Source organism: Pseudomonas sp. SWRI77, assembly GCF_014269105.1.
In the GTDB taxonomy this organism is placed as follows: Bacteria; Pseudomonadota; Gammaproteobacteria; order Pseudomonadales; family Pseudomonadaceae; genus Aquipseudomonas; species Aquipseudomonas capeferrum.
Map to the genome: position 1 here is coordinate 63,656 of NZ_JABWRV010000007.1, position 25,323 is coordinate 88,978.

General features: G+C 63.3%; 26 protein-coding genes. 17 read left to right on the top strand and 9 right to left on the bottom strand.

All coding sequences use genetic code 11. From position 1 onward, the window contains the following. Window positions 1-11: 11 nt before the first annotated feature. The 3 genes from HU766_RS09625 to HU766_RS09635 form a co-directional block, all read right to left on the bottom strand. Window positions 12-899: an EamA family transporter gene (locus tag HU766_RS09625; protein ID WP_047583026.1), complete on the bottom strand. Its 888-nt coding sequence runs from the start codon at window positions 897-899 to the stop codon at window positions 12-14. Between the two features lie 186 nt (window positions 900-1,085). Continuing rightward, entirely contained in the window at window positions 1,086-1,901 is an 816-nt protein-coding gene (locus HU766_RS09630) for a class II aldolase/adducin family protein (protein ID WP_273027699.1), read from the bottom strand. Beyond that, window positions 1,882-2,925, bottom strand: a complete 1,044-nt coding sequence (locus HU766_RS09635) for an ABC transporter substrate-binding protein (RefSeq protein ID WP_095064408.1) — start codon at window positions 2,923-2,925, stop codon at window positions 1,882-1,884. Before HU766_RS09635 ends, HU766_RS09630 begins: the two co-directional genes overlap by 20 nt. Before the next feature lie 176 nt (window positions 2,926-3,101). On the opposite strand from HU766_RS09635, the gene HU766_RS09640 reads away from it, so the two are divergent. The 4 genes from HU766_RS09640 to HU766_RS09655 all read left to right on the top strand — a co-directional run bounded on the left by HU766_RS09640 (window position 3,102) and on the right by HU766_RS09655 (window position 8,079). Next, window positions 3,102-5,054 (top strand): FAD-dependent oxidoreductase, encoded by a 1,953-nt coding sequence (locus HU766_RS09640; protein WP_186655774.1) that lies wholly within the window; start codon window positions 3,102-3,104, stop codon window positions 5,052-5,054. Between the two features lie 39 nt (window positions 5,055-5,093). After that, entirely contained in the window at window positions 5,094-5,696 is a 603-nt protein-coding gene (locus tag HU766_RS09645; RefSeq protein ID WP_186655777.1) for a cupin domain-containing protein, read from the top strand. Between the two features lie 38 nt (window positions 5,697-5,734). Then, the gene (locus HU766_RS09650; protein ID WP_186655783.1) at window positions 5,735-6,790 is read left to right on the top strand and encodes a DJ-1/PfpI family protein; all 1,056 of its coding nucleotides are present in this window, start codon (window positions 5,735-5,737) and stop codon (window positions 6,788-6,790) included. 83 nt (window positions 6,791-6,873) lie between these two features. After that, window positions 6,874-8,079: an NAD(P)/FAD-dependent oxidoreductase gene (locus HU766_RS09655; RefSeq protein WP_186655786.1), complete on the top strand. Its 1,206-nt coding sequence runs from the start codon at window positions 6,874-6,876 to the stop codon at window positions 8,077-8,079. A 45-nt stretch (window positions 8,080-8,124) separates the two neighbouring features. Here the strand turns inward: HU766_RS09655 and HU766_RS09660 are convergent, their stop codons facing one another. Then, complete coding sequence (locus HU766_RS09660) at window positions 8,125-8,736, bottom strand: FMN-dependent NADH-azoreductase (protein WP_033698333.1); 612 nt, start codon at window positions 8,734-8,736, stop codon at window positions 8,125-8,127. A gap of 131 nt (window positions 8,737-8,867) precedes the next feature. Here HU766_RS09660 and HU766_RS09665 point away from each other — a divergent pair, with 131 nt between their 5' ends. Further along, on the top strand, window positions 8,868-9,770 hold the full coding sequence (locus HU766_RS09665; RefSeq protein WP_033698334.1) for a LysR substrate-binding domain-containing protein: 903 nt from the start codon (window positions 8,868-8,870) through the stop codon (window positions 9,768-9,770). Then, entirely contained in the window at window positions 9,763-10,122 is a 360-nt protein-coding gene (locus HU766_RS09670) for an MmcQ/YjbR family DNA-binding protein (RefSeq protein WP_033698336.1), read from the top strand. Before HU766_RS09665 ends, HU766_RS09670 begins: the two co-directional genes overlap by 8 nt. Window positions 10,123-10,130: 8 nt before the next feature. Here the strand turns inward: HU766_RS09670 and HU766_RS09675 are convergent, their stop codons facing one another. After that, complete coding sequence (locus HU766_RS09675) at window positions 10,131-10,535, bottom strand: DUF1294 domain-containing protein (RefSeq protein ID WP_186655789.1); 405 nt, start codon at window positions 10,533-10,535, stop codon at window positions 10,131-10,133. Between the two features lies 1 nt (window position 10,536). Further along, window positions 10,537-11,367 carry an undecaprenyl-diphosphate phosphatase gene (locus tag HU766_RS09680; RefSeq protein ID WP_186655793.1) on the bottom strand — a complete coding sequence of 277 codons (831 nt, stop codon included), beginning with the start codon at window positions 11,365-11,367 and terminating at the stop codon, window positions 10,537-10,539. A gap of 298 nt (window positions 11,368-11,665) precedes the next feature. Here HU766_RS09680 and mcpP point away from each other — a divergent pair, with 298 nt between their 5' ends. The 11 genes from mcpP to HU766_RS09735 all read left to right on the top strand — a co-directional run bounded on the left by mcpP (window position 11,666) and on the right by HU766_RS09735 (window position 23,424). After that, window positions 11,666-13,300, top strand: coding sequence for a methyl-accepting chemotaxis protein McpP (gene mcpP / locus HU766_RS09685; protein ID WP_033698339.1), 1,635 nt, complete (start codon window positions 11,666-11,668; stop codon window positions 13,298-13,300). A gap of 108 nt (window positions 13,301-13,408) precedes the next feature. After that, entirely contained in the window at window positions 13,409-13,975 is a 567-nt protein-coding gene (gene pnuC / locus HU766_RS09690; protein ID WP_033698341.1) for a nicotinamide riboside transporter PnuC, read from the top strand. Then, window positions 13,972-14,523, top strand: coding sequence for an AAA family ATPase (locus HU766_RS09695; protein WP_186655796.1), 552 nt, complete (start codon window positions 13,972-13,974; stop codon window positions 14,521-14,523). The genes pnuC and HU766_RS09695 overlap by 4 nt, the downstream gene beginning before the upstream one ends. Before the next feature lie 298 nt (window positions 14,524-14,821). Then, the gene (locus HU766_RS09700; RefSeq protein WP_033698346.1) at window positions 14,822-15,259 is read left to right on the top strand and encodes a hypothetical protein; all 438 of its coding nucleotides are present in this window, start codon (window positions 14,822-14,824) and stop codon (window positions 15,257-15,259) included. A gap of 1 nt (window position 15,260) precedes the next feature. After that, the gene (locus HU766_RS09705; protein ID WP_186655799.1) at window positions 15,261-15,833 is read left to right on the top strand and encodes an adhesin; all 573 of its coding nucleotides are present in this window, start codon (window positions 15,261-15,263) and stop codon (window positions 15,831-15,833) included. Between the two features lie 51 nt (window positions 15,834-15,884). After that, complete coding sequence (locus HU766_RS09710) at window positions 15,885-17,384, top strand: heme utilization protein (RefSeq protein WP_186655800.1); 1,500 nt, start codon at window positions 15,885-15,887, stop codon at window positions 17,382-17,384. 64 nt (window positions 17,385-17,448) lie between these two features. Continuing rightward, window positions 17,449-18,129 (top strand): C39 family peptidase, encoded by a 681-nt coding sequence (locus HU766_RS09715; protein WP_033698351.1) that lies wholly within the window; start codon window positions 17,449-17,451, stop codon window positions 18,127-18,129. Window positions 18,130-18,174: 45 nt separating this feature from the next. Next, a complete protein-coding gene (locus HU766_RS09720) occupies window positions 18,175-18,933 on the top strand; it encodes a hypothetical protein (RefSeq protein WP_186655803.1) in 759 nt (252 codons plus the stop codon). A 46-nt stretch (window positions 18,934-18,979) separates the two neighbouring features. Beyond that, entirely contained in the window at window positions 18,980-20,260 is a 1,281-nt protein-coding gene (locus tag HU766_RS09725; protein WP_033698353.1) for a hypothetical protein, read from the top strand. Between the two features lie 137 nt (window positions 20,261-20,397). After that, window positions 20,398-22,599, top strand: a complete 2,202-nt coding sequence (locus HU766_RS09730; RefSeq protein ID WP_186655805.1) for a sulfatase-like hydrolase/transferase — start codon at window positions 20,398-20,400, stop codon at window positions 22,597-22,599. 96 nt (window positions 22,600-22,695) lie between these two features. After that, a complete protein-coding gene (locus HU766_RS09735) occupies window positions 22,696-23,424 on the top strand; it encodes a thioredoxin family protein (RefSeq protein WP_095064404.1) in 729 nt (242 codons plus the stop codon). 32 nt (window positions 23,425-23,456) lie between these two features. On the opposite strand, the gene ureG is transcribed toward HU766_RS09735, so the two are convergent. Genes ureG through HU766_RS09750 form a run of 3 tightly spaced genes read right to left on the bottom strand, consistent with a single transcriptional unit; the run spans window position 23,457 to window position 25,311 of the window. After that, on the bottom strand, window positions 23,457-24,080 hold the full coding sequence (gene ureG, locus HU766_RS09740) for an urease accessory protein UreG (RefSeq protein ID WP_033698357.1): 624 nt from the start codon (window positions 24,078-24,080) through the stop codon (window positions 23,457-23,459). An 11-nt stretch (window positions 24,081-24,091) separates the two neighbouring features. After that, complete coding sequence (locus tag HU766_RS09745) at window positions 24,092-24,766, bottom strand: urease accessory UreF family protein (protein ID WP_186655807.1); 675 nt, start codon at window positions 24,764-24,766, stop codon at window positions 24,092-24,094. Further along, window positions 24,766-25,311 (bottom strand): HupE/UreJ family protein, encoded by a 546-nt coding sequence (locus tag HU766_RS09750; protein ID WP_033698361.1) that lies wholly within the window; start codon window positions 25,309-25,311, stop codon window positions 24,766-24,768. Before HU766_RS09750 ends, HU766_RS09745 begins: the two co-directional genes overlap by 1 nt. Window positions 25,312-25,323 lie beyond the last annotated feature (12 nt).

The window sequence follows — 25,323 nt, forward strand, 5'->3', positions numbered from 1 at the left end:
GCACCCGGCCCTCAGTGCGCACTAGCCGCCCGCAACCGTTGGCCGATCTTGGCGCCAAACACGTTCACCAGCAGCCCAAGCATCACCAGCAGCGCCCCCCAGCCCTGCAACTCGGTCAGGCGCTCGCCGAGCAACCACGCCGAAGCACTCAGGCCGATAACCGGCACCAGCAACGAGAACGGCGCCACTTTGCCGGCCGGGTGGCGCGACAACAATGTGCTCCACAGGCTATAGCCGAGCATGGTGGCGACAAATGCCAGGTACGCCAACGCCAGTACCGAGCTCCAGCCAATGTTGGCCAGGGCATGGCCGATGCGCTCAGGCCCCTCCAGCCACCACGACAACGCCAGAAACGGCAGCGGTGGAATCAACCCACCCCAGATCACCAGCGCCACCAGGTCGACCGAACCGAAACGCCGCGTGATGATGTTGCCCACGCCCCACATCGCGCCCGCGCAGAGGGTCAGCACCAGCGCCAGCATCGGCACATGGCCACCATCCTCGCTGCCGATCAGCGCCAAGCCGCTGGCGGCCACCAGCAGCCCCAGCAGGCTGGCGAGGCGCAGTCGCTCGCCCAGAAACAGCGCGGCAAACCCTAGCGTGAAGAATGCCTGGGATTGCAGGATCAACGACGCCAACCCAGGCGGCATGCCGCTGTACATGGCCTGGAAAAGGAAGGCGAACTGCCCCAGGGAAATCGTCACGCCATAAGCGATCAGCCAGCGCCACGGCAGCTTCGGCCGCTTGACCAGCAACACTGCCGGGAAGGCCACCAACAAGAAGCGCAATGCCCCCAGCAGCATCGGCGGCAGGCCATCCAGGCCTACCTTGATGACCACGAAGTTGACTCCCCACGCAACAATCACCACCAGGGCGATCAGCAGGTCCTTGAGCGGCATTGCGACATCCTTCTTCAGGCGAGCTAGACATATTTCGTTACAGCATAAGGCTATTCCTTTTCGAGGGACCAGCACAGTTAGGGGGCAGGGTTGCGCAACAGTGCGGGGGCGCTTTGCGCCCCCTTCCGACCGGTCCGGCGCCCCGGCAAGGCCGCGCCTACAGGAACCGCGCTGGCCCGCCAGGCCTCAGTCCCGGTAACCCGGCGCCACCCGCTCGAGCATCCGCAGCAATGCCCCCCATGCCAGCGCCACTGCATCCGGGTCCGACAACTCCCCCTGTTTCAGCCCCTGCATCGGTGCATTGAACTGCCGCTCGGTCCGTTCACACACGGCGGCAGGCGGCAGTATCAGCTGCCCGGCACTCTGCGCCGCCAACTGAATCTCGCAGGCCTTTTCCAGGTAGTACATGCGCAAGAAGGCTTCGGCAACGCTACGGCCGGTTGTCAGCAGCCCATGGTTACGCAGGATCATCACCGGCCTGTCCCCCAGGTCGGCGACCAACCGCTGCTGCTCATCCAGGTCCAGGGCAATACCTTCATAATCGTGGTAAGCCACCTTGCCATGGAACTCCATGGACATCTGGTTCACCGGCAACAGGCCGCACGCCAGCGCCGCCACCGCGCAACCGGCACGCGTGTGGGTGTGCAGCACGCAGTGGGCGTCTTCACGGGCTGCGTGGATAGCACTGTGGATGACGAACCCGGCCGGGTTGACCGGGTGCTTGGTCGGCGCTACAGGCTGCCCATGCAGGTCGATTTTTACCAGGTTGGAGGCCGTGATCTCGTCGAACAGCAAACCGTACGGGTTGATCAGAAAGTGGTGCTCCGGCCCCGGCACACGCAGGGATATATGGGTGAAGATCAGGTCGCTCATGCGAAAGTGGGCGACCAGGCGATAACAGGCAGCCAGCTCCTGGCGCAGAGTCTGTTCGGTAAGGGTCATGTATCGTTGGTCCTGTAGAGAGGCAGCATTGAACGTCAGGTTACTTGCTGGCCCAAGCATTGAATCGCTGTTCCAGTTCTTCACCATGGTCAACCCAGAACTCCACATTCATCGCCAAAGCCCCTTCCAGGTTCTGCGGCGATGTCGGCACCCAGCTGGCCAAGGACGGCGCGAGCTTGGCCGCTGCCTGAGTATTGGTCGGCCCGTAAGGGATCTGCTCGACGTAACGCACCTGGGTATCGGCTTGGTTGGCATAGGCGATCAGCCGTTTGGCCTGGTCGACATGCCGCGAACCCTTGATGATCGCCCAATAGTCCATGCCATACAGGCTGCCCGGCCACACCAGTGCCAGCGGGCTGCCCTGCTGGGCCGCCACGGCGATGCGCCCGCTGTAGGTAGACGTCATCACCACATCGCCGGCAGCCAGCCACTGCGCCGGCTGGGCACCGGCGTCCCACCACTGCACATAGGGCTTGAGCTCACTGAGCTTGGCAAAGGCGCGGTCGACACCCGCCGGCGTTGACAGCACCGTGTAGACATCCTCGACCTTGACCCCGTCGGCCAACAAGGCGAACTCCAGGTTGTACACCGCACGCTTGCGCAGGCCGCGCTTGCCCGGGTACTTCTGCACGTCCCAGAAGTCGGCCCACGAGGCCGGGGCCTGGGCCAGCTTGTTGCGGTCATAGGCGATCGCCACGCTCCACACCAACGCGGCAGACCCACAGTCCTGGGCGGCGTCCGGGATCAACTCGGCGGCATGGCCCAAGCGCTGCCAGTCGAGGTGCTCGTAGATGCCCTCATCGCAACCGCGCATCAGGTCGGGCCCTTCGATCTGCACCACGTCCCAGTCGACGTTGCCGGTATCGGCCATCACCTGGATGCGGGCCATTTCGCCGTTGTACTCGCTCTGGATCAACTGGCTGCCGTCCTTGGCGCTGAACGGTTTGAAGATCGCCTCATCCTGGGCTTTCTGACCGGCGCCGCCATAGCCGACTACAACCATTTGCGGCGCCGCTTGCGCACTGCCTAGCCCCAAAGCCAGAAGCGCTGCGCAAAGGCCGGTACTGCGAGGGAATGCATGCATCGAGGTTTCCTCCTGCCGGTGCCCGTGGGGCCCGATTTCTTGTTGTTGTGAGGTCACGCCCTCCTCGGAGGGTGATGAAAACCTAGCTGCGCCCAAGTAAAAAAACAAGTTGATTTTTTACTGTCGCTACACTTTCATAACCAAAACAAGAACAACACCACACCGGAGCCGCCTGTATGCAAACCGCCTTCCCCCACCTGTTCGAAGCCTTGCAGATTCGCGGCAAACGCCTGAAAAACCGCATCATGTCCACGGGACATGACACCTGCCTGCCCACCGACAACCTGGTCAACGACAAGCTCATCGCCTACCAGCGTGCACGGGCTGCAGGCGGCGTCGGCCTGATCGTGCTGCAGGTGGCCGGTGTGCACGACAGCGCCCGCTACACCTCGCACGTACTGATGGCCACCGACGATACCTGCATCGAAGGCTACCGGCGCCTGGCAGAAGCCTGCCATGAGCACGGTACGGTGGTGCTCTCGCAACTGTTCCACCCTGGGCGGGAGATCATGGAGTCTGCCGATGGCTTGCTGGCGGTCGCCTACTCAGCCTCGTCGGTGCCCAATGAACGCTTCCGGGTGATGCCGCGCGCGCTGGACCAGGCGATGATCGATGAAATCGTCCAGGGCTATGCCAGCGCGGCGCGGCGCCTATACCAGGCGGGGCTGGATGGCGTCGAGGTAGTGGCCAGCCATGGCTACCTGCCCGCGCAATTTCTCAACCCGCGGGTCAACCTGCGTACCGATGGCTACAACGGCGACCTGGCGCAGCGCCTGAGGTTTTTGCGCGAAGTGCTGGCGGCCGTGCGTGCTGCCACCGACGAGCAGTTCATCGTCGGCCTGCGCATCAGCGCCGACGAACGTGACAGCGAAGGCCTGAGCGAGGACGAGTCGCTGGCCGCCGCCGAGGCGCTGCAAGGCCAGCTCGACTACCTGCACATCGTCGCCGGTACCTCAGCGTCGCTGGGCGGTGCGGTGCATATCGTCCCCCCCATGGCCATCGAGCCTGCGTACCTGGCACGCGAAGCCGGCACGTTCAAACAGCGCCTGGACATTCCGCTGTTCGTCACCGGGCGCATCAACCAGCCGCAGGAGGCAGAGCTGATCCTGGCGCGTGGCCAGGCCGACGTGTGTGGCATGACCCGCGCACTGATCTGCGACCCGCTGATGCCGACCAAGACCGAGCACGGCCAGGTCGAAGACGTGCGCGCCTGCATTGCCTGCAACCAGGCCTGCATCGGTCACTTCCATCGCGGCCTAGCGATCTCGTGTATCCAGCATCCGGAAACCGGCCGCGAACTGCAATACGGCCACCTGACGCCAACCCCTTCGCCCAAACGGATCCTGGTGGCAGGCGGCGGCCCGGCCGGCATGAAGGCAGCAGCCGTCGCCGCCGCGCGCGGGCACCACGTCACACTCTTTGAAGCCGGCCCGCAACTGGGCGGCCAGGTGTTGCTGGCACAACTGCTGCCACGGCGCAGCGAGTTCGGCGGCGCCAGCACCAACCTGCAACGGGAAATGGCCTTGGCAGGCGTGGAGGTGGTGCGCAACACGCGGGTCGACCGCGCACTGGTCGAGCGCGAGCGCCCTGACCTGGTGATCGCCGCCACCGGCGCCACGCCCTACTGGCCGGCGTTCGAGCGCGCCGGTGACCTGCAGGTGGTGGATGCTTGGCAAGTGTTGCGCAACGAGGTCAAACCCGGGCGTTCGGTACTGGTCATCGACTGGCGCTGCGACTGGATAGGCCCTGGCATCGCCGAGCGCCTGATGCGCGAGGGGCATCAGGTGCAACTGGCGGTCAACGGCACCCATTGTGGCGAGAACCTGCCCTTGTATGTACGCGATCAACTGGCCGGCGAACTGCATCGCCTGAGCATCCCCATCACCCCCTACGCCCGCCTCTACGGCTGCGACGACAACACCGTGTACCTGCAGCACACGGCCAGCGGCGAACCGATGATCTTTGAAGGCATCGACACCCTGGTGCTGTGCCTGGGCCACCAGCCCAATGACACCTTGGCGGCGGAACTGGACGGCCTGGTGGAAGTGCGGCGCGTCGGCGACTGCCTGGCGCCGCGTACTGCAGAAGAGGCGATTCACGATGGCCTGACGGTTGCCTGGGCGCTCTGAGGCTGTACATACTGCCGCTTTCCCGATGGACCGATGCGCATGAGCCAACCCTCGCAGCCCCCCTGCGCCACCGAAGACGGCGGCGCCGCCCCGCAGTTCCTGGGCACCCGCATCCGCGGCCTGCGCAAACGCCGCGGCATGACCCTGGCGGAGCTGGCCGCACAAAGCGAACTGACGGCCGGTTACATCAGCCAGCTGGAGCGCAACCTCTCTTACCCGTCGATCCCGGCGCTGTTCAATATCGCCCGCAGCCTGGGGGTGACCATCCAGTGGTTCTTTGCCAGCGAGGCCGTTACCGCCCCAGAAGACCAGGGCTACGTGGTACGCCGTAACAGCCGCCTCAGCGTGCACTACGAAGACGGCATCGTCGACCAACTGCTCACGCCACAACCCAACCGCCAGCTGGAAATCCTTCACTCGCGCTTTCCGCCGGGCACCTATAGCCAGCAGAGTTACAGCCATGATGGCGAAGAGGCTGGCTATTTGCTCAGCGGCAGTTTTGAATTGTGGGTAGGCGAGCGGTACTTTCAGCTTGGCGAAGGCGACAGTTTCAGCTTCTCCAGCCAGGAACCCCATCGTTATGGCAACTCCGGTGACGTGGATGCCGTGGTGATCTGGGTCATCACCCCGCCGACGTTCTGAAGCCGCCACGCGGCCCCTTTCGATCAGGTCATCTGCCTATGACTGAACACGCCCAGCAGCTCGAGCCTGCGTTGCAACCGGTCGACCACCCGCGCGCCGTGGTCTTCGTCGCCTACCCCCAAATGGGGCTGCTCGACCTCACGGGTGCGCAGACGGTGTTCTGGGCTGCCACCAAAGCCATGGCTGCACAGGGCCGGCCGGGCTATCGACTGCACACCGCCAGCCTCGACGGCGGCCTGCAGCCAACCGCCGAAGGCCTGGTGGTGGCGACTGAAACACTGGACGACGTGATGGCTCAGGCCGTCGACACCCTGGTAGTACCGGGCGCACCGGATATCATCCGCACCCTCCCCGACCACGCCGCATTGGTCGCCTGGTTGCGCCGCGCCGCGGTAAAGGCCAGGCGCACGGCCTCGGTGTGCAGCGGTACCTTTCTGCTGGCCAGCGCAGGCTTGCTCGACGGGCGCCGCGCCGCCACCCACTGGGCGATGTGCGAGGTGCTGCGCCGCGATTTCCCTGCGGTGCAGGTGGACCATGAATCGATCTTCGTTCAGCAAGGCACGCTGTGGACATCTGCCGGCGTCAGCGCCGGCATCGACCTGGCCCTGGCTCTGGTCGAGCAGGACTGCGGCCGCGAAGTCGCGATGCAAGTGGCCCGCGAGCTGGTGGTATTTCTCAAGCGGCCCGGCGGCCAGGCGCAGTTCAGTGAACTGCTCAAGCTGCAGGGGCGCGATTGCAGCGAATTCGAAGCACTGCACCTGTGGCTGAACGCGCACCTCGGCGACCCACGCCTGACCGTCGAGCACCTGGCCGAGCAGGCGCACATGAGCGTGCGCAACTTCACCCGGGTGTACAAGCTCAAGACCGGCCGCACCCCGGCCAAGGCCATTGAAGTGTTCCGCCTGGAAGCCGCCCGCCGCCTGCTGGAAAGCGCCGACAGCCACATCGAGCAGATTGCCCGGCAATGCGGCTTTGGCAGCGAAGAGCGCATGCGCCTGGCGTTCCAGCGCCACCTTGCGGTCACCCCGCGCGACTACCGCGCGCGCTTTGCGCGCAATCTATCGTTGGCCGAAATTCAGGGTTCTTTGGCCTAGGGTGTAGCGCTTCGTCACTCGTAACATCGTTGTCCACAAAGACGGGCTACTTTTGTTTACCCGGACATTCCAGGAGCACAACGATGAAAAATATCCTGATCATTGGCGCGGGCTTCGCTGGCCTGTGGAGCGCCCTCAGCGCCGTACGCCAGCTGGACCTTAACGCGCGCAAGGATGTCGAGGTAACGCTGCTGGCGCCGCAGGCCGAACTGCATGTGCGCCCGCGCTTCTACGAACCTGACGTGCACACCATGGCCGCTCCACTGCAGGCGCTGTTCGAAGCGGTCAACGTGCGTTTCGTGCAAGGCACCGCCTTTCACATCGACGAAGCAGCCCGGCGCGTGCGCTATCGCACGCAAAGCGGTACCGAGTGCGAACTGGGCTATGACCGCCTGATCATGGCCTGCGGCAGTGTGCTCAACCGGCCAGACATGGTCGGCATCGAGCATGTTTTCGATGTCGACAAGATTGACAGCGCCGCACGGCTGGAGACGCACCTCAAGTCCCTGGCCAACCTGCCAGACACGCCTGCCCGCAACACCGTGGTGGTCGCCGGTGGTGGCTTCACCGGTATCGAGACTGCCACCGAGCTGCCGGCGCGCTTGCGCAGCATTCTCGGTGAACAGGCAACACTGCGGGTGGTGGTGATCGACCGTGGCGGCAGGGTCGGCGCAGCCCTGGGTGACGGCATCCGCCCTGCGATCGAGCAGGCCTGCGAGGCATTGGGGGTGGAATGGATCTGTGGCGCCACGGTGGCCTCGGTGGACCCCGACGGCGTTCTGCTGGACAACGGGCAACGCATCGATGCCAGCACAGTGATCTGGACCGTGGGCTTCAAGGCCAACCCGTTGACCGAGCAGATCAGCGGCGAACGAGACCGCCAAGGCCGGTTGCACGTGGACGGCAACCTCAAGGTCAAGGGCAACGACGCGGTCTATGCGGCGGGCGACGTGGCCTACGCAGCGTGCGACGAGGTGGGCAACCATGCGGTGATGTCGTGCCAGCATGCCATCCCACTGGGCCGCTACGCCGGCAACAATGCGGTTGCCGAGTTGATTGGCGTGGCACCGATGACCTACAGCCAACCCAAGTACGTCACCTGCCTTGACCTGGGCGCCTGGGGCGCGGTGTACACCGAAGGGTGGGAGCGCCAGGTATCGCCCCCGGAAGACAAGGCCGAGGCCAAGCTGCTGAAGTCGCAGATCAACACGGTCTGGATCTACCCGCCCGCTGCCAATGATCGTGCGGCAGCCTTGGCGGCGGCTGACCCGACGATACCGGTAGCCTGATACGCCTCAAATCGCCGGCAAGCCGGCGATTTGAGGCTGGTGCAATCAAGCGGCGGCGAACAGCTCGTTGGCAATCTGCGCCTGTGCAGCGTCGATGGCCTGGCTGCGGTGCTCTGGGCCGTAGGCCAGGCCGTGGGCGCGAACGATCTCCAGGTCGGTGACGCCGATGAAGCCCAGGAACACTTTGAGGAAGTCTTCGTGGCCGGCACCGGTCGGCTGGCCAGCGTGCAGGCCACCGGCGGTGGACACCAGCACCACCTTCTTGTCACCGCACAGGCCTTCAGGCCCAGCTTCGGTGTAACGGAAGGTCTTGCCGGCGACGGCAACCCGGTCAATCCAGGCCTTGAGCTGGGTCGGCACGGTGAAGTTGTACATCGGCGCACCGATCACCACGGCATCGGCGGCGAGGAATTCTTCCAGGGTTTCGGCGCTCAGCTTGGCTTCGAAGGCCTGAGCCGCATCGCGCATATCTTCAGGCGTGCCGGCGGCCACCAGGGTCGCGGCGGAGAAGTGGGCGATGGCATCGGCAGCCAGGTCACGGTAAACCACTTCCAGGCTCGGGTTGCTGGCCTTCCAGGCTTCGACCACTTCGCGGCTCAGCTGGCGGGAGGCGGAATTGTCGCCCAGGATGCTCGAATCGATGTGCAACAGTTTCATGGGACTCTCCTGTAATGAAGACCGCGGCGTGGGCGATCATGATGGGGAGAATCCTACCGGGATGACTAATAGCTGATAAGCAGGCAAAAATGCGTTAGTTTGTCCCACTGATGGAACAGTGAGAAACTCCCATGCAAGACCTCAATGACCTCTTCTATTTCGCCCGCGTCGTCGAGGCCGGTGGCTTTGCTGCGGCCGGGCGCCAGCTAGGCATCCCCAAGTCGCGCCTGTCGCGGCGTATCGCCGAACTTGAAGAACGCCTGGGCACACGCCTGCTGCAGCGCACCACGCGGCAACTGAAACTGACCGCCGTCGGCGAGCGCTACCTGCACCATTGCCAGGCCATGCTGTTGGAAGCCGAAGCTGCCGACGAGGCCGTGGCCAGCATGAGCAGCGAGCCGCGCGGGCGCTTGCGAGTCTCCTGCCCGGTGGCACTGGCCCACGCCTTTTTGCCAGACGTGATCAGCCGCTTTCTCGAACAGTACCCGCTGGTGCAGTTGGACATGGTGCTGCTCAACCGCCGAGTCGATCTGATTTCCGAGGGTATCGACGTCGCCCTGCGTGTGCGCGACCTGGGCGATGAGGACCCGGCCCTGGTCACGCGCCGGCTACGCCAGGCCCAGATGCAACTGGTCGCCGCGCCGGGCTTTGCCGATCACATTCGCGAGCCTGGCGAGCTGGCCTCGTTGCCAGTGCTGGGTGCTGCCGAGGCCGACCGGCTGGTGCACTTCCGCCTGTTCGGGCCCAATGGCCGCCAACAGGAAATCGCCCTGGAACCGCGCCTGGCCATCGACGATTTCGTGGTGCGCAACGCCGCGGTACGCGCCGGGCTGGGCTTCACTGCGCTGCCCAGCATGTTCTGCGAAGAGGAACTGGAACGTGGCGAGTTGGTGCGCTTGCTGCCGGACTGGCAACTGCCGGGTGGCTATCTGCAGGCGGTGTACCCACACCGGCGCGGTGTATTGCCCGCAGTGCGCGTGTGGATCGATCATCTGGCGGCGTCGTTCGAGGCCTGTGGAGAGCGTTATGTCTGAGCGAAAAATGACTGAAGCGCAGGTGGCAGCCTTCTGCCTGAGCCTGCCGGGTGCTCGAGAAGACTATAAATGGGGCGGTATCCGGGTGTTTTCGGTGGCAGGCAACAAGATGTTCGCCGTGCTCGACCTGGCGGGTGCAGGGTTGTCGTTCAAGGTCGCCGATGAGCTGTTTCTAGGCTATTGCGACCGCCCTGGCGTGCGACCCGCGCCGTATCTGGCGCGGGCGCGATGGATCAGCATGGCGCCCCCTTACCCCATGGGGCGCGACGAACTGTGCGACCTGCTGCAGCGCTCGCACCAGTTGGTGGTGCGGCGGTTGGCGAAGCGCCTGCAGGTGGGGCTGCTGCTCTGATCGAGGCGTCAGAGCCAAGATGACAGGTGGCACCCGAGGAACAGGTAATCGAGCCAGAACACCTGATGCAGCAGCACAATCCCCCAGAACATCAGCTGATACGACACTTTGCGCGTCTTGTGCCGAAACAGCTGCTGGGCAACCAGTGCGCCGGGCCAGCCGCCGCACAGTTCGCTGGCATGCAGCACATTCTCTGGCGTGCGCCACGTTTGGGTGCGGGCCTGCTGCTTGTCCTGCCAGTACAGCAGCAGGCTGATCAGGCTCACCGCCGGGTACAGCGCCAAGGGCAGCCAGGACTGATCGTTCCAGGCCATCTGCGCCGCACCCAGGCCCGGTAGCAGGCACAGCACGCCCAACACCAGCAACTTCAGGCGCACGTTGCGTACGCCCTCCTCGTTTTGCGCCCTGGCCATGTCAGCTGTGCGCCGTCGACCAGTCGACCCAGCCAAACTGCCAGGTCGCCAGAATCAGCAGGCCAAAGGCAATGCGGTACCAGGCGAACGCCGCATAGCTGTGGTTGGCGATGAACTTGAGCAGCGCACGCACGGCGATCATGGCGAAGATGAACGAGGTCACGAAACCGATGGCGAACACCGGCAAATCACTTGGCTGGAACAGGTCGCGGTACTTGTAGCCCGAATACACCGCCGCGCCGACCATGGTCGGCATCGCCAGAAAGAATGAGAACTCGGTAGCCGCCTTGCGCGACAGCCCGAACAGCAAACCACCGATGATGGTCGAACCGGAGCGCGAGGTGCCAGGGATCATGGCCAGGCATTGGACAAAGCCAATCTTCAAGGCATGGCTCCAGCGCATCTCGTCAACGTGGTCAACCTCCACGCGGTGGGCGCGGCGCTCGGCCCAGAGCATGATCACACCGCCCACTACCAAGGCCGCTGCCACCGTGATCGGGTTGAACAGGTATTCGTGGATCAGGTCGGCGAACAGCACGCCCAATACCACCGCCGGCATGAACGCCAGCAGCAGGTTGCCGGTGAAGCGCCGGGCCGTGGGCTGGCTGGTGAGGCCGAACACCACGTCCAGAATCTTGCGGCGAAATTCCCACACCACGGCCAGGATCGCGGCAAGCTGGATGATGATGTTGAAGGCGATGGCCCGTTCGCCATCAAAGCCGATCAGGTCGGCGACAATGATCTGGTGCCCGGTACTGGAGATCGGCAAGAACTCCGTCAACCCTTCGACCACGCCTAAGATGATTGCCTGTATGGCAGTCCAAAAATCCATCATTCCCCCGATGGAGCGCTGCTGCTTGCAGGCCCCTTGTTCTTGATTTGCTTGAAGTTGCCGCACGCGGCCCGGCTGTTTTACAGCGACAGTTGGGCGCAATGCCAGTGGAAAAGTTCACGCTGCCTAAAGGTTTCATCTTGCGCGGCCGAAATCCTATCAGAGCGGCTTTGCAATGGCTTGCGCCGCCTGCTGCAGAGTACGCCTAGACTAGCACTTAGCCATTAGTCGGGTGGGGGCCTGCCGCAAAGCATGCTTGGATGCACCTGAAGAACAAGAACAAGGCGGGAGTGCCTGGATGAAAACCCTGAGATCGATGTCGATCAGCCGTCGTCTATGGCTGATCCTGCTGGTGGCGGTTGCCATGCTGGTGGTACTGGGCCTGCTGATGCTGCGCCAGATCCACGGCGACCTGTACCAGGCCAAGGCGGAAAAGACCCGCCATGTGGTGCAGACTGCAGCCGGTGTACTGGCCTACTACCAGGGCCTGGAAGCGGCCGGCAGCTTGAGCCGCGATGCTGCCCAGCAACAGGCGTTGCAGGTGGTGCGCGCGCTGCGTTACGACCACGACGACTATTTCTGGATCAACGACCTGGGGCCGAAGATGATCATGCATCCGGCCAACCCCAAGCTCGACGGCCAGGACCTGTCTGCCATTCGCGACCCCGACGGCTTTGCCGTGTTCAACGAAATGGTCAGCCTGGCCCGCAGCCAGGGCGCCGGCCCGGTCAATTATCGCTGGCCCAAACCCGGCGCCAGCGAGCCGGTAGCGAAAACCTCTTATATCCAGTTGTTCAAGCCGTGGGGCTGGGTCATCGGCTCGGGCGTGTACATCGATGACGTGCAGGCCGAATTTGCCCGGCAATTGCGCGATGCCTCACTGGCGGGCCTGGGCATCGCCCTGCTGATGGCACTGCTGGTCATGCTGATTGCCCGCAGTATCGCCCGCCCCTTGCAAGAGGCCGTGCAGGCCATGGGCAACATCGCCAGTGGCGAAAGCGACCTGACCCGGCGCCTGGACACCCACGGTCGCGATGAAATCACCCACCTGGGCGAGCACTTCAACCGCTTCAACGGCAAGCTGCAGGGCGTGGTCGGCCAATTGCAGGGCGCCGCCCACGACCTGGCCCGGTCCGCCGGCCACGTCGGTGACAACGCCGGTGCCGCGCAGCAGCACAGTGCCCAGCAGTCACAACAGATGGACCAGGTTGCCACGGCCGTCAACGAAGTGACCTATGCCGTGCAAGACGTGGCCAAGACGGCCGAGCAGGCTGCGGGCGAAATGCGCGCGGCGCAGCAACAGGTGGAGCATGGCCAGCAGGCCATTCACGGCAGCCTCGAACAGATCGATCGCCTGTCGCTGACCATCGATCAGGCAGTCCAGGTGATTCGTGACCTGGCCGGGCACAGCACGCGCATTGGTGGCGTGCTCGACGTGATCCGCTCGATTGCCGAACAAACCAATCTGCTGGCCCTGAACGCGGCCATCGAAGCAGCCCGCGCCGGCGAGCAAGGCCGAGGTTTTGCCGTGGTCGCCGACGAGGTGCGCCTGCTGGCCCAGCGCACGGCCCAGTCCACGGCTGAAATCCACACCATGATCGAGCACCTGCAAGGCCAGTCGGACGCTGCGGTCAGGGCGATCGACACCAGCAGCGAGGCCTCGCGCCAGACTGTCGAGCAGGCCCGTGAGGCCGGTGCCAGCCTGGATGCCATCAGCCAGGCGCTGCATAACCTGACTGCGCTCAATGCGTCCATTGCCAGTGCAACCTTGCAACAGTCGCATGTGGTCGAAGAGATCAACCGCAATGTGCTGGACACTGCGGGCTTGTCCCAGCAAACCGCCGAAGCGGCGCGCCAGTCGAGTGATGCCGGGGCGGCGCTGGGGCGGTTGAGCGAGGAGTTGGAGCAACTGTTGCGGCAGTTCCGCGTATAGAGAGGCCTTGCCCTTGAGGGTGCCGCGTTGTAAGTGCGCTGCACCTACTCCTGGGACAATCGACAAGCTACAATCGCGCCCCTCTTCTCGCCTCGCCAAGGATCGCCGATGTCCGGCCTTGAACTCATCGCCGCCGTACTCGGCGTTACCGCCGTCTGGCTCACCGTCAAGCAGAACGCCTGGTGCTGGCCAATCGGCCTGGTCATGGTACTGATCTATGGCTGGCTGTTCTTCGAGGTAAAACTGTATTCGGGGATGTTGCTGCAGGTGGCCTACGCCATATTGCAGCTGTACGGCTGGTGGCAGTGGAAGCGCCCGGGCCGCTCGCAGGACGCCCGCCAGGTCTCGCGCCTGCAAACCCAGGCGCTCTTCACGGGCCTGGCGGTCGGCGCGCTGCTCAGCGCCGCCCTGGGTGCTGCCATGGCCAACTGGACCGACGCCGCCCTGCCCTGGCTGGACGCCACGCTGACCGGTTTCAGCCTGGTCGCGCAGCTATGGATGGCCCAGAAGCGCCTGCAGTGCTGGGCTTTGTGGGTAGTGGTGGACATCGTCTATGTCGGCCAGTACCTGCATCAGCAGCTGTACTTCACCGCTGGCTTCTTCGCGGTGCTTACCCTGATCGCCGTGCGAGGCTGGCTGGAATGGCGGCGTGACCCGGCACTGGTGCAAGCATGAAGGTGCTGGTGCTGTGCGGGCCGGAATCCAGTGGCAAGAGCTGGCTCAGTGGTGTGCTCCAGGCGCATTTCGGTGGGCGGGTGGTGGCCGAATACGTGCGCCATTTCATCGATCAGGAAGGCCGTGATACCTGTTACGCCGACATCCCCGCTATCGCCCGCGGCCAGCTTGAATGGGAAGACCGCGCCCGCGCGCAAGCTCCAGAGCTGTTGATACTCGACACCCACCTGCTCAGCAACATGCTCTGGAGCCGCGCCCTGTTCGACGACTGCCCGGCCTGGCTGGAACAGGCCTTGCTTGCCCGGCACTACGATCTGCACCTGTTACTGAGCCCGCAAGGGGTGGACTGGGTTGCCGATGGCCAGCGCTGTCACCCTGACCTGGCCGATCGCCAGCGCTTTTTCGACGACAGCCTGCACTGGCTGCAGCACCACCGGCACACTTTTCAGGTGATTGATGGCAATTGGCCGCAACGCCAGTTGCAGGCGCTGCAAACGGTGGCTACGCTGCTTGATAGCGATACGCCAGCCTGCCCGACCGAGTGTTAAGCCCCTGACACACCCAGGTGGGTGATAGTCCCCGCAAATGCGGGGGTTTCCCCCGTTTCGGGGGCAGTGTCAAGTCCGTGAAACACCCTTGCAAAAATCCCTCCAAGCCATGCCCATGCTGGCTCCAGCCCCTTCGGCCTGAATAATCTGTATCAGCCCTGATACAGAAAATGCGAAACACTCCCAGCGTGTTGAGCTAACTCATTGATTCAAAATCAAATTCAAAACACGGCACAGCTTCTGCTCTCTTCTTCGCATCGCTGAATCGGACCAGCACGCCAAAGAAGGAATTGCCGTCGTGGGGATACTTGATAAAGGCGTCCATCGCCTCCTGCTAATCGCATGCGTTGTGGGGTCAGGGTTGACCCAGCCTGCCCAGGCTGAAAACGGGATCATCATCATTACCCGCGATGTGCAGACGCGCAACGCAGTCATCCCGCCGATGATTCCCGACCCCACCCCGACCACCGTCAATGCCAACCCCTCCGCGCAGATCCTCAGACAGACCCACGAACTGAGCGACGGTGACTTCGCCAGCATCAGCAGCGGTGCTGGCATCAGTGCCCTGGTCAATCAACAGACCAACAACCTGGGCGGCAATCTTACCAACCAGACTCAACTGCCCAACCTCGCTGGGGGGCGTGGCTCAGGTTCCGGCAACGGCATCTCGAACATGGTCAATTCAAGCGTCCAGCGCGGCCTGGCCCCGCTGCAAATCTTGACCGGAGGCAAATGAGATGAGGCCTACGCTGCTGCTTCTGGCCACGCTCTGCAGTGCGCCAGCCTTCGCTCAGTCCCCCGTGATCAACAACGCCAGCATCGACAGCTCGGGCAGCCAATACCAGGGCAACCTCACGGTCAATCAGGCTGCCGGCGACCTGCAGCAGCAGGCCAACGCCCGCGCCATCGCCGTGGGGCACGAGGCCAGCGCCACCACCCAGATAAGGCAACGGCTCGGCACCCCTGTCGACCGCGCCATGGATGCCAGCTCAAGCATCCAGGGCGATGCTTTCAGCCAAGGCAGCGGCGCGCTGGGGGTCAACCAGAGCGCCGGGGCTGGCACCCAGCAAGCCAATGCACTGCGCATCAGCCTCAGTACTCAACCGCAAAGCATCGACGACAGCGTCCTCATGCAACAGAACGTGGCGCTGCTCAACAACTCCGATCCAACTGACGCCGCATCCGGCCATCGCCAGGTCACCACCAGTGACCAGGCATTCACCGGTAGCCGTGGGGTGATTCAGGTGAATCAGAGTGCCGGGGTGGGAAACCGAATGGCCAACACCCTGAGCATACGGGTCGCGGACTGACCCAATCAGTTAAGAACAACACTTAACCTAAATAAAGTACGGAGAATCACCATGAAACCCTCGATGGCAATCAAGCCTCTGGTTTTCGCAATTGCTGCGGTCATGGCTGTTGCTGTACAAGCTGATCAGAACGACCGGCGTGGCGGGCACCACAATGGTCACCATAACAACGGGCAACACACTCCCCCTCCTACGAGGATCCCTGTGTACGCCACCGCCAATGCCTTCGACAGCCAAAGCAGCACCGACAACAGGATCACCAACCAAGGTACCGTCAACGAAGCTGAAATGAGCAGCTCGGCCACCGGCGCCAGTGGCAACGTCGGGGTCAACGTGGCAGCCGGTAACGGCAACCAGCAAGACAACGCCGCCGCCATCGCCAACGCAGCGTCCGACTCGAGCCTGGATAACAGCTTCGTGTTCGGCACCGCCGAAGCCACTGCCGACGTCCGTCAGCACAGCGACAACAACCGGGTCGACAACTGGTCTACCCAATCCTCCGCAGTGATGAGCGGATCGGGTGATGGCGCCTCCGGCAACGTCGGCGTCAACATTGCGGGCGGCGACCTCAACCAACAGAAAAACACCATGGCGATCGCCAACACCAACGCGCCATTGGGTAATGCCACCGCCACCGCTTCTGCCGACCAGAACGGCCCAGGCCTGATCGTGAACAACAGCGCCGACCGCACCTACCGTGTCGATACGCTGAGCTTCACCACGTCAGCCAGCGGTTCGAGCTCGCGCGATGGCACGTTCACTTCGAGCGATGACCGAAGCTCGTCCTCAAGCTTCAGTGTGGCAGGTTCGCAAAGCGCAAGCTCCAGCGGCTCCAGTGGCTGGAACTCCAGTGGCTCGAGCAGCTCGAACGCCAGCGGCTCCAATAGCTCCAGTGCAAGCGGGTCCCACAACTCGAGTGCCAGCGGCTCCAATGGCTGGAATGCGAGCGGGTCCAACAGCGGCAGTGCTAGCTCGTCCAGCAGTGCCAGCCTGAACGCTACGCTTGCTGCCGCCGCCGATGCCACTCGCACCGTGACCACCGACGATGGCCGTCGTGAACGTACGCGTACCGACAGCTTCGATGGTTCGCTCAATGCATCGCTCGATGCCTCGATCGACAAATCGCATGAAAGCGCCTACGACTCCTCGTTCGAGAAAGCGTTCGACTCTTCCTACGACAAAACCCGCAGCTCTTCGTACGACAAGTCTCGCGACTCTTCGTACGAGAAGTCGCGCGACCGTTCGTATGAGAAAGCCCACGATTCTTCCTACGCAAACGCTTCGGAGTCTGCGTACGAAAAATCCGGCGAAAAAGCCAAGCAATCCTCGAACGACATTGCCAAGGCCTACAGCGAAAGCAGCTCGTACGACCTGAGCAATACCGTCTCGTTCCAGGTGCTGACCCCAACTGGCTGGGCTAACCCTGTGACCAACACTGCAACCCTGAGCGGTTCGGTGAATGGTGGCAGCGGCAACCTCGGCGTCAACGTGGCCGCAGGTGTGGGCAACCAGCAAAGCAACTCGCTGGCCATCTCCAACACCTCGTTCTGACGGCTGTGCACGCAAGGCCCCCCTCGGGGGGCCTTTCTTCAACAGAACAAGAAGGCATCCGATCATGCGCATTATTGCCCTGGCGTTGCTGCTGTGCCTGGCCAGCGTGAGCGAAGCTGCACAAATGCCACTGTCCGTGCTGCCGGGCGGCGCGGTGGTGTTCAAGCCGATCCAGAGCATTCGCGAGCGCAAGTTCGCCGACCTGGTGCAACAGAAAACCGACTTCAGTTGTGGCGCCGCCGCGCTGGCGACCATCTTGCGCCAGGCCTACTGGCTGGACGTGGACGAACAACACATCATCGAAGGCATGCTGGCGCACGCGGACCAGGACCTGGTGCGTACCCAGGGCTTCTCGATGCTGGACATGAAACGCTACGTGGAAAGCCTGGGCATGCGCGCCCGCGGTTACCGGGTGGCCCCCGAAACCCTGACCAGCATACGTATCCCGGTCGTGGTCCTGATGGACATCCGCGGCTACAAGCACTTCGTGGTCATGCAAAAGGTCGACAAGGGCTGGGTGTACATCGGCGACCCGGTACTGGGCCACAAGCGCTTCAAGGTCGACGACTTCGTCAAAGGCTGGAACGGCATCATCTTCGCCGTGATCGGCCAGGGCTATGACAAGAACAATGTCTTGCTCGACCCGCCTCTGCCACTGACCGCCAAGGGCCGCGTCAACAATTTCGCCCCGGTGCAGGACGCAGAGCTGATGGACTTCGGCTTCATCAAAAGCGACTTCTTCTAACGACTCTTCTAACGATAAGGGAGCATGACGCTCCGGGAGCAATCAATGAAGACTCCACTCTGGCTAGTCGTGGCATGCCTGGCCGCCAGCCTGCCGACCCATGCCGAGACGTTCAAACCCATCGAGCTGAAGGACCATGAACTGGCCAACCTGCGCGGTCGTTATGTGATGCCGGGGCGGATCGTCAGCTTTGGCATTGTCATGACCAGCACTTGGCAAAATGCCAAGGGCGACGTGATCGGCGCATCGTCCACCCTGCAAGTGCAGCAAAACACCATCAAGCCGCAGTTCTACGTGTCGATGATTGACGAGAAAGGCACCGGCGCGGCGCACTCGCAAAGCGCCAGCAGCGCCGCTGGCACCGGCACGGTCACCGGCGGTGGCGGGCTCAACACTACCGAAGGCGTGACCCAGGTCGTGCGCGCAGCGGGCGACAACAACACCGCCTACAACAACGTCGACATCAACGTCACCAAGGCCAACCAGGCGCCCGTGTCGCAGCCACAGGGCCAGGCCCTGACCGCCGGCTCGACCTTGGTCGGCGAAAACGGCGCAGGGGCATTGAGCGTTTCCTCGACCGGCGTGGGTGTGCAACTCAACATCAATGCCGCCAACAACCAGGGCACTAGCGTGCAGCGCCTGGCCCAAGGTGGCCTGATGCAGAACTCGACGTTGCTCGGCAACGGCAACCAGGTCAGCAACCTCACGTCGCTCAATGTCGTCATGCGCGAGAACGTACCCACCGCCGCTTCACTGAACGGTAGCCTCGACCAGCTCAAAGGTCTTCGCACTCTCGGATACTGATCTACGCTCAGTCTCATCAAAAGTAGTCGGAAGGGACGGCAAACCCATGCACCGATCGTTAACGTTCAGAGCTTTTGTCTGTTTGGCTACCTTGGCCCCGGCCACCTCCCTTTACGCAGCAGCAGACCCACAGGTCGAAGCGCTGAAACAAGAACTGATGGCGTTGAAACAGCGCTACGAAGCACAGCAGCAAGCGTTGATGGTGCTTGAACAGCGTGTTCGTCAGGTCGAGGAAGCGCCTGCGGCGCCGCCCCCCAAACGCCTGACCCGCTCCCCGGCCGAAACGGTCAAAGGTGGCCAGACCGTCGCTGCAGGGGCGCCGGGCACCACCGGCAGCTCCTACGGCCAATCACTCAAGGAAGACGCCGAGCCCGCACAGAGTGTGTCCAACCTGTACGACGAGGCCAGCGGCTTCTTTGGTGGCGGCAAGTTCAGCTTCGAAACCGGCGTTACCTACACCCATTACGATACCCGCGCACTGGTGCTCAATGGCTTTCTGGCACTGGATTCGATTTTCCTCGGCAACATCAACCTCGACCGTATCAAGGCCGACAACTGGACCCTGGACATGACCGCCCGCTATAACCTGGCGCAGCGTTGGCAGTTCGACATCAACGTCCCGGTGGTCTACCGCGAATCGACCTACTCATCAGGCGGTGCAGGCGGTGCGGCCCCGGTTACCAGCGACGAAACCGTCACCCGTGACCCGGAAATCGGCGATATCAACGTGGGCGTTGCCTACAAATTCATGGACGAATCAGAAAACTGGCCCGATGCGGTGGCGACACTGCGGATCAAGGCGCCAACCGGCAAGGACCCCTACGGCATCAAGCTGCGCGAGGTGCCAGGCAACGACAACTTGTCGGTACCGGAAAGCCTGCCCACAGGCAACGGCGTCTGGGCGATCACGCCGGGCATCTCGCTGGTCAAGACCTTCGACCCCGCCGTACTTTTCGGCAGCCTGTCCTACACCTACAACATGGAGGACTCGTTCAGCGACATCAGCCCCCAGGTCAACAGCAAGGTGCCGGGTGACGTGAAGCTCGGTGACTCCTGGCAGATCGGCGCCGGTATCGCCTTTGCCTTGAACGAGAAGATGAGCATGTCGTTCTCCTTCTCCGACCAGTTTGCCCGCAAGAGCAAGATCAAGCCAGATGGCGGCGACTGGCAGTCGATCAGCAACAGTGACTACAACGCGGCCAACTTCAACATCGGCATGACCTTTGCTGCCAGTGACAACCTGACCATCGTCCCCAACCTATCCATTGGCCTGACCGACGATGCCCCAGACTTCTCCTTCAGCCTCAAATTCCCCTACTACTTCTGACCTGAACCCACCAGCCGGGCCTGCGCAAGCGCGCCCGCTTTTGGTTACCAGCCTTGTAGTGGCCCGCCTTCCCTGGCCCAGCCTGTTATCATTCAGCACAGATGTATGACGATTTAATGGCTAAAGGGAAGTTTTCTGTGAAGAACCTGTTCGACCACCCACGCACCCGGCTTGTCGCTTTGACGGGCCTGGTGCTGGTGATCCCACTGGGTACGCGCGCCATGCTGGGTTGGTCCAACCCGCTCGGCTATCTGTCCGACCTCGCCCTCGGCAGCCTGCTGGTCTTGCTGCTGCACCGCCGGCCGTGGTGGCTGGCCTTACCGGTGTTGCTGGCCTGGGCCGCACTCTGGGTGGCTTCGGCCGAGCTGGTAAGCGCGGTGGGCAGGTTGCCCACCAGCGCCGACCTCGGTTACCTCGCCGACCCACAATTCATGGAGAATTCCACCGGCGGCGGCCTCGCCCACGGCTGGTTGCCGGGCGTGTTGGCGGTCGGCCTGCTGGCCTGGCTGCTCAGTGTCTGGGGCAGCCGCAGCCAACCTGCCCCTGCCCTGCCGCGCAAGGCCTGGTCAGTCCCGCTGCTGCTGTTTGGTGCGCACTGGGGCAGCCAACACCTGCTGCCCTCCGACGCCGACCAATGGCGGCAATACAACCTCTCCCATCAGTTGCTGTCTGCCGGCGTCGGTAACCTGCAGCGCCAGGTACAGGGCTGGATGGGCCACGAACAGGTGACCACGCCGTTGGCCAGCAGCGGCCTGACCCAGTCCGACCTGCATGGCCAGAAGCTGCTCAAGGCGCCGGGCAGCGCCCGCAACCTGCTGGTGATCACCGTCGAAGGCATACCCGGGGCCTACATTCGCCCCAACCGCCAGGCACTGCACAGCCGTTTCGACGAAGACCTGATGCCAAAGCTCAGCCGCTGGGCCGAGCGTGGCATGAACACCCCGGACTACGTGTTGCATACCCACCAGACCATCCGTGGCCTCTACGCGATGCTCTGCGGTGACTACGACAAACTGGCCAACGGTACGCCCAAGGGTGTCGAACTGCTGACCCAGAACGAACGTAACCAGGCCTGCCTGCCGGCGCAATTGCGCCAGGCCGGGTTCACCACCCACTACCTGCAGGGTGCCGGCCTGCGCTTCATGGCCAAGGACCGCATCATGCCGCACATCGGCTTTGACTCGGTGCATGGCCTGGAATGGTTCCGTAACAAGAACTACCTGGACTTCCCGTGGGGCAAAGACGACCGTGCCTTCTTCGAAGGCGCCCTGGACTACGTCGGCCAGCTTCGAAAACAGGACAAACCCTGGATGCTGACCTTGCTCACCGTCGGCACCCACCAGCCCTATTCGGCACCGGCCGACTACCTTGAGCGCTACGACACGCCCAAGCAGGCTGCGGTCGCCTACCTGGACGACGCGATCGGCGCGTTTCTCGACAACCTCGAACGCCAGGGTGTGCTCAAGGACACCTTGGTGGTGGTGACCTCCGACGAGTCCCACGGCATCGACGGTGTGCGCCTGGCGTCGTCCTGGGGCTTCAACCTCACCCTGGCACCGGAGCAGGCGCAACTGCCGCACATCAAGCGTGGCACCTATGGCCATATCGACCTGACCACCTCCCTGCTCGACTACTTCGCCTTGCCGATCCCGGTCGCGCTGGGCGGGCGCTCGCTGTACCGCGACTACGACTCGGGCCGCGAAATGATCTCCTACACCAACGGCATGCTGCGCTACCACAACGGCCAGGGGGTGTTCACCGAGTGCGACTTCCAGCAGCGTTGCCGGCGCTATGCCAGTGAACGCTTCATCGCCGACCAGGCGCGCTACCTCGGCCCTGGCGACAACATGCTCGGCCAGCAAATCGTAAGCCTGGCCGGGGTACTCGACCAGTCGCTGCTGCAAACGCCGCTCAACCTGCGCTACCAGTTTGGCGGCCCTTCGCCGATCCAGCTGCGCAAGCGCATTCACGATGACTGGGCCGACAACCTGATCGGTGCCCAGTACCTGGAGATGCCCGAGGGCTCGCATACCCGTGTACGGGTCAAGGTACGTTCACTGGACCCGCGACGTGCGGCCTACATCAAGCTCAAGGCCAAGCAACTGGAACAGGACGTGCCATTGGGGCTGCCCGAAGAGATTCGGGTGACGGCGGACCAGCCGCTGGAAATGGAGTTCGGCTTCGACAATCCGATCGAGCGCAAGGCGTTTTCCTTCCATTTGCTGGGCTACGGCGGCGGTGCGGTCGAGGTCAGTGACTTCAGCGTGATTACCGCATTGCCCGGGGAAGACAACGTGCAGGACGAACTGGCCGAAGGGCATATCGCGCATTCGGGCTGACGGCAAGCCCACCGTTCATCGCTCGGCCATCGCTGCCTGTCGATCCGGCCGAGCGCTGCTCGACTAGTGCTGAAACCCTTTCGCGGAGTCAGCGCCATGAGCACGCATGAAAACAGGCATGAGGTGGTATCCCGCAGCCAGTGGCTGGCCGCACGCCGGCAACTGTGGCTGCACGAAAAAGCCTTCACCCATCAACGCGACGCGTTGGCCGCAGCCCGTCGCGCCCTGCCTTGGGTCAAGGTCGAACAACCCTATCGCTTCCAAGGCCCCGAGGGCGAGCTGAGCCTGACTCAGCTGTTCGCGGGCCGCAGCCAATTGCTGCTCTATCACTTCATGTTTGTCGAGGGTTGGGATGAAGGTTGCCCAGGCTGCTCGTTCCTGGCCGACCATTTTGACGGCGCCAACCTGCACCTGGCGCATCACGACGTGTCACTGGTGGCCGTGTCGCGGGCACCCTACGCTGAATTCCAGTCCTTCCGCCAACGCATGGGCTGGCAGTTTCCCTGGTATTCGTCGGCGGGCAGCGGCTTCAACGAGGACTTTGGGGTCAGCGTTGGCAGCGAAGGCCCTCGGCAATACAACTATGAGCCCTACGCCGGCAGTGAAAGCGAGCTGCCAGGGCTGAGCGCGTTTTATCGGGACGATGACGGCAGCGTTTACCACACCTACTCGACCTATGCCCGTGGGTTGGACATTCTGGTCAATACCTACAACTTTCTCGACATCGCGCCATTGGGGCGCAATGAAGCCGGGACCATGGACTGGGTACGGCACCATGATCGCTATGAAGGGCAGCCTGGCACGGCGCATTGCTGTCACGATTGAGTGTTGGGGCCGCAAAGCGGCCCCCTGTATTTTCAGCCCCGCACGCCAAGCATGCCGCGCTCGATGATGAAATCGATCACCGCCTGCAAGCCCTCACCCTTCTTGAGGTTGCTGAAGGTCCAGGGCCGCTGCGGGCGCATGCGCTGGGTATCGCGCTCCATCACTTCCAGCGAAGCGCCGACATACGGCGCGAGGTCGGTCTTGTTGATCACCAGAAAGTCGGACTTGGTAATGCCAGGCCCGCCCTTGCGCGGGATCTTTTCACCCTCGGCAACATCGATCACGTAGATGGTCAGGTCGGCCAGCTCCGGGCTGAACGTGGCACTTAGGTTGTCGCCACCGCTCTCCACGAAGATCACTTCAAGGTTACCGAACTTGCGTGCCAAGGCTTCCACCGCCGCCAGGTTCATCGAGGCATCTTCGCGTATCGCCGTGTGCGGGCAACCACCGGTTTCCACGCCAACAATGCGCTCGGGCTCAAGGGCGCCGGCTTCGGTGAGGATGCGCTGGTCTTCCTTGGTGTAGATATCGTTGGTCACTACGGCGATCTGGTAATGATCGCGCATGGCCTTGCACAGGGCTTCGAGCAGCGCGGTCTTGCCAGAGCCGACCGGGCCGCCGACACCGACGCGCAGGGGTTGTTGATAGCTTTGCATGAAGGCAGTCCTCAGGAGCGGAACAAACGGGTGTATTGGGTTTCATGACGCGATGAAGCGATTGCCAGCAATGGCAGGCCGCCACCGAGCTGGTCATCGCTCAGGGCCAGGGCATGGTCGAGCACAGCAGGCAGCGCTTGGCCAAGGTCGCGGAGCAAGGTTTGCGCCGCCTGCTGGCCGAACGGCACCAGCTTGACCCCGGCCATGACCGCGCCCTCCAGCCAGGCAAAACCAAGGCCCAACGCCAACTGGCGCAGCGGGATCGACCAGTGCGCGCCAAGCCAGGCCATGCCGCCCAGTTGTGTGAGTTCAAGGCTGGCCCGCCAGGCCGGCGCCTGCCCCAGTTGCCAGCCATCGAGCAGGCGCGCCAGCGCCGAACCGCGTTGCTGTTCTTCCAGGCGCAGCTCGGCGGTTTCGCGGTTGGCCAGCAGAAAGCGGCTCCAGTGGCTGAACGCATCGGCATCTGCGCCCTGGCAGGCCTGATACAGGCGCGCCAGCACGGGCCAGTCGATGCAGCCCAGGGTGTCGTGCAGTTGCTCGCGTTGCCAGGCGCTGAAGCTGCCGATATCCCGTACCCAGCCCGCTTCGACCGCCCACTCAAGGCCTTGCGAGTAGGTGAACCCACCCACCGGCAAACCTGGGCTGGCCAGTTGCAGCAGGCGCAGCAGCGCCAGGTCGCTGTCCATCAACCGGCCAGTACCAGTGCGGCGCCGGCCAGCAGGCCACCACCAAAGGCTTTTTGCAGGCCGCTGTGGCGGCGCAACAGGCAACCGACCGCGAACCCGGCCGCCAGCAGCAGGCCACTGACCGCCACAAAGCCCGCACTGAACTGCCAGAACGCGCTGGGCGTGGCCTCTACGCCATGCGCCCAACCGTGGAACAAGGCGAACACCGGCATGGCCAGCGCCAGCAAAAGCTGGCGGCTGGGCAGCAACAGGGCGCCTGCAGCCACCAGCAACGACACGCTGATCATTGCCTCCATGCCCAGCACATCGCCAAACAGATGGCCGCACACCGCGCCCGCGAACATCGCCGCCAGGGTCGCCAAGGGCAACGCCAGGTTGCGTCGGGTCAGCGCGGCGAGCACGCCGGTGCCCAGCAGCATCAGCAGGTGATCGAGGCCGGTCAGCGGGTGCAACAGGCCATCCTGCAAGGGGTTGTTGTCGTGGCCCGGGTGGGCGAAGGCCGGCAGCGCCAGCATCAGCAGAAACAGGGCGAAAGTCTTTTTCATCGGTTGCTCCAG

Bases quoted from the DNA above. Each gene is read 5' to 3' on its own strand.
- HU766_RS09625 (WP_047583026.1), bottom strand. From the start codon at position 899: ATGCCGCTCAAGGACCTGCTGATCGCCCTGGTGGTGATTGTTGCGTGG.
- HU766_RS09630 (WP_273027699.1), bottom strand. From the start codon at position 1,901: ATGCTTGGGCCAGCAAGTAACCTGACGTTCAATGCTGCCTCTCTACAG.
- HU766_RS09635 (WP_095064408.1), bottom strand. From the start codon at position 2,925: ATGCATGCATTCCCTCGCAGTACCGGCCTTTGCGCAGCGCTTCTGGCT.
- HU766_RS09640 (WP_186655774.1), top strand. From the start codon at position 3,102: ATGCAAACCGCCTTCCCCCACCTGTTCGAAGCCTTGCAGATTCGCGGC.
- HU766_RS09645 (WP_186655777.1), top strand. From the start codon at position 5,094: ATGAGCCAACCCTCGCAGCCCCCCTGCGCCACCGAAGACGGCGGCGCC.
- HU766_RS09650 (WP_186655783.1), top strand. From the start codon at position 5,735: ATGACTGAACACGCCCAGCAGCTCGAGCCTGCGTTGCAACCGGTCGAC.
- HU766_RS09655 (WP_186655786.1), top strand. From the start codon at position 6,874: ATGAAAAATATCCTGATCATTGGCGCGGGCTTCGCTGGCCTGTGGAGC.
- HU766_RS09660 (WP_033698333.1), bottom strand. From the start codon at position 8,736: ATGAAACTGTTGCACATCGATTCGAGCATCCTGGGCGACAATTCCGCC.
- HU766_RS09665 (WP_033698334.1), top strand. From the start codon at position 8,868: ATGCAAGACCTCAATGACCTCTTCTATTTCGCCCGCGTCGTCGAGGCC.
- HU766_RS09670 (WP_033698336.1), top strand. From the start codon at position 9,763: ATGTCTGAGCGAAAAATGACTGAAGCGCAGGTGGCAGCCTTCTGCCTG.
- HU766_RS09675 (WP_186655789.1), bottom strand. From the start codon at position 10,535: ATGGCCAGGGCGCAAAACGAGGAGGGCGTACGCAACGTGCGCCTGAAG.
- HU766_RS09680 (WP_186655793.1), bottom strand. From the start codon at position 11,367: ATGGATTTTTGGACTGCCATACAGGCAATCATCTTAGGCGTGGTCGAA.
- mcpP (WP_033698339.1), top strand. From the start codon at position 11,666: ATGAAAACCCTGAGATCGATGTCGATCAGCCGTCGTCTATGGCTGATC.
- pnuC (WP_033698341.1), top strand. From the start codon at position 13,409: ATGTCCGGCCTTGAACTCATCGCCGCCGTACTCGGCGTTACCGCCGTC.
- HU766_RS09695 (WP_186655796.1), top strand. From the start codon at position 13,972: ATGAAGGTGCTGGTGCTGTGCGGGCCGGAATCCAGTGGCAAGAGCTGG.
- HU766_RS09705 (WP_186655799.1), top strand. From the start codon at position 15,261: ATGAGGCCTACGCTGCTGCTTCTGGCCACGCTCTGCAGTGCGCCAGCC.
- HU766_RS09710 (WP_186655800.1), top strand. From the start codon at position 15,885: ATGAAACCCTCGATGGCAATCAAGCCTCTGGTTTTCGCAATTGCTGCG.
- HU766_RS09715 (WP_033698351.1), top strand. From the start codon at position 17,449: ATGCGCATTATTGCCCTGGCGTTGCTGCTGTGCCTGGCCAGCGTGAGC.
- HU766_RS09720 (WP_186655803.1), top strand. From the start codon at position 18,175: ATGAAGACTCCACTCTGGCTAGTCGTGGCATGCCTGGCCGCCAGCCTG.
- HU766_RS09725 (WP_033698353.1), top strand. From the start codon at position 18,980: ATGCACCGATCGTTAACGTTCAGAGCTTTTGTCTGTTTGGCTACCTTG.
- HU766_RS09735 (WP_095064404.1), top strand. From the start codon at position 22,696: ATGAGCACGCATGAAAACAGGCATGAGGTGGTATCCCGCAGCCAGTGG.
- ureG (WP_033698357.1), bottom strand. From the start codon at position 24,080: ATGCAAAGCTATCAACAACCCCTGCGCGTCGGTGTCGGCGGCCCGGTC.
- HU766_RS09745 (WP_186655807.1), bottom strand. From the start codon at position 24,766: ATGGACAGCGACCTGGCGCTGCTGCGCCTGCTGCAACTGGCCAGCCCA.
- HU766_RS09750 (WP_033698361.1), bottom strand. From the start codon at position 25,311: ATGAAAAAGACTTTCGCCCTGTTTCTGCTGATGCTGGCGCTGCCGGCC.